This is a genomic window from Pseudomonas psychrophila HA-4 (assembly GCF_000282975.1).
Taxonomy (GTDB): domain Bacteria; phylum Pseudomonadota; class Gammaproteobacteria; order Pseudomonadales; family Pseudomonadaceae; genus Aquipseudomonas; species Aquipseudomonas psychrophila_A.
In genome coordinates, this window is the sequence record NZ_ALJC01000125.1 from 1 (window position 1) to 7,147 (window position 7,147).

At 54.9% G+C, this 7,147-nt stretch carries 6 protein-coding genes; 3 read left to right on the plus strand and 3 right to left on the minus strand.

What is annotated here, in order from left to right:
- On the plus strand, positions 1-633 hold a 633-nt coding region (locus tag B347_RS0121605), incomplete at its 5' end, for an aldose 1-epimerase (protein WP_019411781.1).
- An 82-nt stretch (positions 634-715) separates the two neighbouring features.
- A complete protein-coding gene (gene yegQ / locus B347_RS0121610; RefSeq protein WP_019411782.1) occupies positions 716-2,056 on the plus strand; it encodes a tRNA 5-hydroxyuridine modification protein YegQ in 1,341 nt (446 codons plus the stop codon).
- Positions 2,057-2,154: 98 nt separating this feature from the next.
- Here the strand turns inward: yegQ and B347_RS0121615 are convergent, their stop codons facing one another.
- Positions 2,155-2,883: a dienelactone hydrolase family protein gene (locus B347_RS0121615; RefSeq protein ID WP_019411783.1), complete on the minus strand. Its 729-nt coding sequence runs from the start codon at positions 2,881-2,883 to the stop codon at positions 2,155-2,157.
- A 58-nt stretch (positions 2,884-2,941) separates the two neighbouring features.
- Positions 2,942-4,846: a molecular chaperone HtpG gene (gene htpG, locus B347_RS0121620; RefSeq protein WP_019411784.1), complete on the minus strand. Its 1,905-nt coding sequence runs from the start codon at positions 4,844-4,846 to the stop codon at positions 2,942-2,944.
- Between the two features lie 233 nt (positions 4,847-5,079).
- Here htpG and B347_RS0121625 point away from each other — a divergent pair, with 233 nt between their 5' ends.
- Positions 5,080-5,340: a hypothetical protein gene (locus tag B347_RS0121625; protein WP_019411785.1), complete on the plus strand. Its 261-nt coding sequence runs from the start codon at positions 5,080-5,082 to the stop codon at positions 5,338-5,340.
- Positions 5,341-5,515: 175 nt separating this feature from the next.
- On the opposite strand, the gene brnQ is transcribed toward B347_RS0121625, so the two are convergent.
- Positions 5,516-6,829: a branched-chain amino acid transport system II carrier protein gene (gene brnQ / locus B347_RS0121630; RefSeq protein ID WP_019411786.1), complete on the minus strand. Its 1,314-nt coding sequence runs from the start codon at positions 6,827-6,829 to the stop codon at positions 5,516-5,518.
- Positions 6,830-7,147: the final 318 nt, after the last annotated feature.

Consider the following 7,147-nt stretch of genomic DNA (forward strand, 5'->3'; position numbering starts at 1 on the left):
CTGCAACCCAACAACCCCGCCGTGTCCCTGCCAATTCATGGCAGCGCCTGGCAGCAAGCCTGGAATGTGGTTGAGCACTCAGCGCAATACGCCTGCCTACAACTCGACAGCGACCTGCCCTTCGCCTACCGTGCCAACCTCTGTTACTCCTTGCAGCAAGGCCAGTTAAGTATTGAACTGAGTGTGACGCATCAGGACGAGCGCGCCGCCTGGCACGGCTTGGGCTTGCATCCCTATTTGCCGCGCACGGCCAACACGCGTTTACAAGCCAACACCTCGAAGGTTTGGCTCTGTGATGTGCTGGGTTTGCCCACAGAACCTACACCGCTGCCGATTGACTGGGATTTCAATCAGCTCAATGCCTTGCCCCAAACACGGCTCGACAACTGTTTCACCGACTGGGATGGCCATGCACTGATCAGCCAGCCGGACTTGGGTTATGCACTGCAATGCCGGGCAACCAACAGCCCGTACTGCCTGGTGTATTGCCCGCCAGACGAGGACTTCTTTTGCTTCGAACCCGTTAGCCACCCGGTAAATGCTCATCATCTGCCTGGGAGACCCGGCTTGCAGCTCTTACACAAGGGGCAGTCTGCGAACGTGAGCTTCCACGTGCAGTATCGGCCCCTGTAACAAACACGGGTTTATAGATCCATATCAATAAGCGCGCAGCTGGGCTCGACTACCATCGCGCCCTTTTGCGAATGATCTGACCATGCCACTCGTACCACCCGAACTCCTCGCCCCTGCTGGCACCCTGAAAAACATGCGCTACGCCTTTGCCTATGGCGCCGATGCAGTCTATGCAGGACAACCGCGCTACAGCTTGCGGGTACGTAACAACGAGTTTGACCACGATAACCTGGCCATCGGCATCGCTGAGGCTCAGGCCCAGGGCAAACGCTTTTACGTGGTGGTCAACATTGCCCCGCACAACGCCAAGCTGCGTACTTTTCTCAAAGACCTGGCACCGGTGATTGCCATGGGCCCCGATGCGTTGATCATGTCCGACCCTGGGCTGATCATGCTGGTTCGCCAACATTTCCCGCAGATGCCGATTCACTTGTCGGTTCAGGCCAATACCGTGAACTGGGCCAGTGTCGAGTTCTGGCGCCAGCAAGGCTTGAGCCGGATCATCTTGTCCCGTGAGCTATCGCTGGAAGAGATCGAAGAAATCCGTCAGCAAGTGCCGGACATGGAGCTGGAAATTTTCGTGCATGGCGCGCTCTGCATGGCCTACTCCGGTCGCTGTCTGCTTTCCGGTTATATGAATAAACGCGACGCCAACCAGGGCAGTTGCACCAATGCATGTCGCTGGAAGTACGAGGCAAAACCTGCCACCGAAAACGAACTCGGCAATGTGGTGAAGGTGGTTGAGCCCACGCTCGGCCTGGGTGCGCCGACCGACGAGGTATTCGTGCTGCACGAGGCCAACCGCCCGGACGAACCAATGTCGGCGTTCGAGGACGAGCACGGCACCTACATCATGAATTCCAAAGACCTGCGCGCTGTTCAGCACGTGACACGGCTCACTGAAATGGGCGTGCACTCGCTGAAAATCGAAGGTCGGACCAAGTCGCACTTTTACTGCGCGCGGGCCACACAGGTGTATCGAAAGGCAATTGATGACGCGGTGGCCGGTCGGGAATTCGACCGCAGCCTGATGACCGATCTCGAGTCACTGGCGCAAAGGGGCTACACCGAAGGCTTTTTGCGTCGGCATGTGCATGACGAGTATCAGAACTATTTGCATGGCAGTTCGTTATCACATCGCCAGCAGTTTGTCGGAGAACTGACAGGAGAGCGGCGCAACGGACTGGCCGAGGTAAAAGTCAAAAACCGTTTTGCGCTGGGCGACCACCTAGAGTTGATGACCCCGCGTGGCAACTACCACTTTGATCTGGACCTACTGCACAACAGCACCGGGTTGCCGATTCAAGTGGCGCCGGGTGATGGCCACACGGTGTACCTGCCGATCCCCGAACAAGTGGATTTGAGCTACGCGCTGCTGATGCGTGATTTGACGGTCAGCGAAACGATTGAGCGTTCGGCTTAAGTCATACCCCCCTGCCTCGCGATCTTTTAAAGGTCAAAAGATCGCGAGGCAGCTCACTCCTAAAGATCTGCTTTCTGCGTTTCTAGGAGATTTGAGGGTTAGTCGCGGAACACTTCATCCAGCAGGTTGTGCATGGCGGTGAAAGCACGGTGCGCAGTCTTAGCGTCGTACATCATTTTGCCCGGCACGTTGGCGTGTGGGTCGGTGAAAGAATGCACCGCGCCACCGTAGCTAGTGAGTTGCCAGTCCACGCCTGCTGCGTTCATTTCGTCTTCAAATGCTGGCAGCTGTTCTTTGCCGACCAATGGGTCCGAAGCGCCATGCAGCACCAATACTGAACCCTTGATGCTTTGCGCATCGACGGGGTTAGGTGTGTCGAGCGAGCCATGGAACGATACGGTAGCCTTTAAAGGCGCACCGCTGCGGGCCAGTTCTAGGGAACAGCAGCCGCCAAAGCAGAAACCAAAGGTTGCCAGTTTATTGCTGTCGACCACGGCTAGGCTCTGGTTGCGCAATGTGTCATATCCGGCCCACATACGCTTGCGCAGCAAGGCACGGTCATTTTTTATCGGCATCATCGCGGCCGCGGCTTCATCACCGTTGGTTGGGCGAACGCCTTGGCCATACAAATCCGCGATCAGTACCACATAGCCCTGCTCGGCCACGGACTTGGCGATTTCCTCGGCACCTGCGCTGATGCCCATCCAATTGGGCGCCATCAACAAACCTGGCAGCGGATCTTCGCGGCTCGGATCGTAGGCAAGACGGCCTTCGTAAGCTTGGCCATCGATTTGATACGCCACTGAACTGACCGTAATTGATTTCATCAAAAACTCCTGAATTCAAAACAAAAAAAACCCGCCGAAGCGGGTTTTTATAGACGTGTTACACGGACAACTCAACTAACAACTTATTTAGCCGACGGACATACGCCGCAGGGTCTTTCAAGCTGTCACCGGCTGCTAGGGCCGCTTGGTCGAAGAGGATGTGCGACAGGTCGCCGAAACGCTCTTCGCTCTGCTCCGCATCTAGTTTTTCGATCAGCGGGTGAGCCGGGTTGAATTCGAAGATTGGCTTCGAATCAGGTACTTTCTGGCCGCTGGCCTCCAGGATCTGACGCATTTGCAGACCCAAGTCTTGCTCACCGATAGCCAAAATGGCTGGCGAGTCGGTCAGGCGGTGCGATACACGCACTTCACTGACGCTTTCGCCCAACGCGGCTTTGATACGCTCAACCAGGCCCTCTTTGGCCTTGGCCACTTCTTCTGCGGCTTTCTTGTCCTCTGCGGAGTCCAGGTTGCCCAGATCGAGGTCGCCACGTGCCACGTCAACAAAGCTCTTGCCGTCGAAATCGCTGAGGTAGCTCATCAGCCACTCGTCGATACGGTCGGTCAGCAGCAGCACTTCGATGCCTTTTTTGCGGAAGACTTCTAGGTGCGGGCTGTTTTTAACTTGAGCGTAAGTTTCACCGGTCAAGTAGTAGATCTTGTCCTGACCTTCCTTAGCACGCGCAAGATACTCGGTCAGCGATACGTTTTGCTCGCCGTCAGTGCCGTGAGTCGATGCAAAACGCAGCAGACCGGCGATTTTTTCTTTGTTGGCGAAATCTTCAGCCGGACCTTCTTTCATCACCTGGCCGAAGTTTTTCCAGAAGCCCTGATATTTCTCAGGCTCGTTCTTCGCCAATTTTTCCAGCATGTCGAGTACGCGCTTGGTTAGCGCCGACTTCATGGAGTCGATGATCGGGTCTTTCTGCAAAATTTCACGCGACACGTTCAGCGACAGGTCGTTGGAGTCGACCACACCTTTGATGAAGCGCAGGTACAAAGGCAGGAACGACTCAGCCTGGTCCATCACAAATACGCGCTGTACGTACAGCTTCAGGCCTTTAGGCGCTTCACGCTGGTACAGGTCGAATGGTGCACGTGCTGGAACATAAAGCAGCGAGCTGTATTCAAGCTTGCCTTCAACTTTGTTGTGGCTCCAGGCCAGCGGGTTTTCAAAGTCGTGGGCGATGTGCTTGTAGAACTCCTGATACTCCTCGTCCTTTACCTCAGTGCGAGGACGGGTCCACAGGGCACTGGCGCGGTTAACGGTTTCCCATTCCTGCGCAGGTGCTTCTTCGCCTTCGGCAACGGTCTGCTCTTTAGGCAACTCGATCGGCAAAGCGATATGGTCGGAGTACTTTTTGATGATGTTGCGTAGGCGCCAGCCGTCAGCGAACTCGTCATCGCCGGACTTGAGGTGCAGCACAATTTTGGTACCGCGAGTGGCTTTTTCGACGTTCTCGACTTCAAACTCGCCTTCACCTTTGGAAGACCAGTGCACACCTTCGCTCGCTGGCGTGCCGGCACGACGGCTGTATACGTCAACTTTGTCTGCAACGATAAAGGCCGAGTAGAAGCCCACGCCGAACTGGCCGATAAGGTGTGAATCTTTCTTCTGATCGCCCGAGAGGTTTTTCATGAAATCGGCAGTGCCGGATTTGGCAATCGTACCCAGGTGGGCGATCACGTCATCACGGTTCATACCAATACCGTTGTCTTCGAGGGTGACGGTCTTGGCGTCCTTGTCGAAGCTCACACGGATTTTAAGTTCATCGCCGCCTTCCAGAAGTTCTGGTTTGGACAGCGCTTCAAAACGTAATTTATCAACAGCATCAGAGGCGTTCGAGATCAACTCGCGAAGGAAGATTTCCTTGTTGGAGTACAGCGAATGGATCATGAGGTGCAACAGTTGCTTGACCTCGGTCTGGAAGCCCAGGGTTTCCTTTTGAGTTTCCACGCTCATTGTTATCAAACTCCGATTAGATGGCATGAGCCACGCCCAAGAGGGTTGGCGGCGGGATGTGATGAAAGTTGGGGCCTCAACTCGATATTTCAAGGCCTGACATTTCTACGTCCACTTTTTAGCAATAGATTCTGTGTGCGGGGCGGTACTTATATATGTGCATTGCCAAGGAACTTAAGCAGCGAGGGCATGCTCAAACGCCCCGTAGATACACTCATAAGGAGAAACACCCAATGCGTAATACTTTTGCTGTTGCCTTGATGCTAGCCGCCACTCTGGGCCTCGCTGCTTGCGATAAAAAATCCGAAGACAAAGCTCAAGACGCTAACCAGCACGCTGAGCAAGCTCAACAAAAAATGTCTGAAGCCCAAGACAAAGTGAACGATGCAGCCAAAGAGAACGCAGAAGCGGCTAAAGCTCAGGCGGAATCGAATGAAGCTGCTGCTAAAGAAGCCGCTCAGGATGCACCGGCTCCAACGACCGACAGCAAGTAATCTGCTGTAGCGGCCGCTGAAGGAGCGATCTTACCTCGCGATCTTTTGATCTTTTACGCGTGGCAAGATCGATCTTACACAGGGCCTGCTGTGAAAAGAGCAAAAAAATGCCCTGTCTCTCTCGAGCCAGGGCATTTTTTATGGACTTAGTGCACGCTTTTGGAGAGCACTGTCTTTATGCGATTGCTTCTTGACGCTTACCTAGCATGAGGTCGCAGATGAAGGCAGCGACCAGCACAACGACCGACGGTACCAGCCAGGCCAGACCTTGCTCGCTGAACGGCATGTTAATCAGCCAGCTCGGCAGACTATCGGCAAAGCCAGCGCCTTTTAGGGCATCAACCGTACCGAAGACCAACGACACCAACATCACCGGGCCGACGATACGCGACTGTTCATTCCACCAACCTTTGCAGAAGCTCAAGGCCACCAGCACGATGCACGGTGGGTAGATGGCGGTCAGCAGCGGGATGGAGAACGCGATCAGCTTGGTCAAACCGAGGTTTGATACCACCAGCGAGAATACGGCAAGAATAATCACCAGTGTCTTGTAGGACAGAGGTAAAACTTTGCTGAAGTATTCTGCACACGCACAGGTCAGACCCACAGCCGTTACCAGACAAGCTAAGGCAATCAGCACGGCCAGGAAACCACTGCCGAGCGCGCCAAAGGTGTGCTGAACATAGGCGTGCAACACGGCTGCGCCGTTGGTTGCACCGGCGGCAACTTCATGGCTGCCCGAACCTAGGCGAAACAGACTGACATACACCAGTGCCAAGCCCACACCAGCGATCAGGCCGGCAATGATCGCGTAGCGGGTAATCAGCTTGGGGGACTCGACGCCACGGGAGCGGATAGCGTTTACGATCACAATGCCAAATACCAGCGCGCCCAAGGTGTCCATGGTCAGGTAACCATTGATGAAACCGTGCGAGAACGGCGATGCCACGTATTCAGGAGTCGCTACACCAATATCACCGGCAGGCAATGCAAATGCCGCGATACCAAGAATCGCCAGGGCGATGATCTTCAGCGGTGCCAGGAAACGCCCAACGGTGTCCAGCAAGCGGCCCGGGTACAGCGAAACAAAGAACACAACCAGAAAGTACACCGAGCTGTACAAGAACAGCGCGAGCGGGCTTTCACCGGTCAGCGGGGCCAGACCCACTTCAAACGACACGGTCGCTGTACGCGGGGTGGCGAACAAAGGGCCAACAGCCAAGTAAGCGACAGCCGCGAGCAAGCCGCCTGCGACTTTACCAATCGGGCTGCTCAGTGCATCCATGCCGCCGCCTACTTTCGCCAGGGCGATAACGGTAACCACCGGCAGGCCCACAGCCGTAATCAAAAAGCCCAGGGCGGCGATCCAAACATTAGGCCCGGATTGCAAACCAACGATTGGCGGGAAAATGATGTTGCCAGCCCCAACGAACAGGGCAAAGGTCATAAACCCAAGTGCCAGAATGTCCTGGCCTTTCAAAACTTTCATTACGGAAGTACCACACTAGTAAATCGGGATTTAGAGGGGAATTTCCCGTGCGGATATGGGAAATGTTGTCAGTCTGAATAAGACCGACCCGTCTAGCGCGTGGCTTCCTTGTGGGACGCACACGCAGAAAAGCAGAATGGCGGCAAGATTACCGAGTTTTTAAGCTGAACGCACTGTTGCAGGGCATTCTGTCCGATGAACGAACGCAGTTGTCGCCTGGATGACATCGAAAATTAAACTGGTGTGCTTTTCCTACATTAGTGTTCCCACATCGCTGAACTGCCCCCCAAAAGTTGGACAGATTAACTAGCGCCCTGC

Coding starts and splice junctions, on each gene's coding strand:
- yegQ (WP_019411782.1), top strand. CDS start 716: ATGCCACTCGTACCACCCGAACTCCTCGCCCCTGCTGGCACCCTGAAA.
- htpG (WP_019411784.1), bottom strand. CDS start 4,846: ATGAGCGTGGAAACTCAAAAGGAAACCCTGGGCTTCCAGACCGAGGTC.
- B347_RS0121615 (WP_019411783.1), bottom strand. CDS start 2,883: ATGAAATCAATTACGGTCAGTTCAGTGGCGTATCAAATCGATGGCCAA.
- brnQ (WP_019411786.1), bottom strand. CDS start 6,829: ATGAAAGTTTTGAAAGGCCAGGACATTCTGGCACTTGGGTTTATGACC.
- B347_RS0121625 (WP_019411785.1), top strand. CDS start 5,080: ATGCGTAATACTTTTGCTGTTGCCTTGATGCTAGCCGCCACTCTGGGC.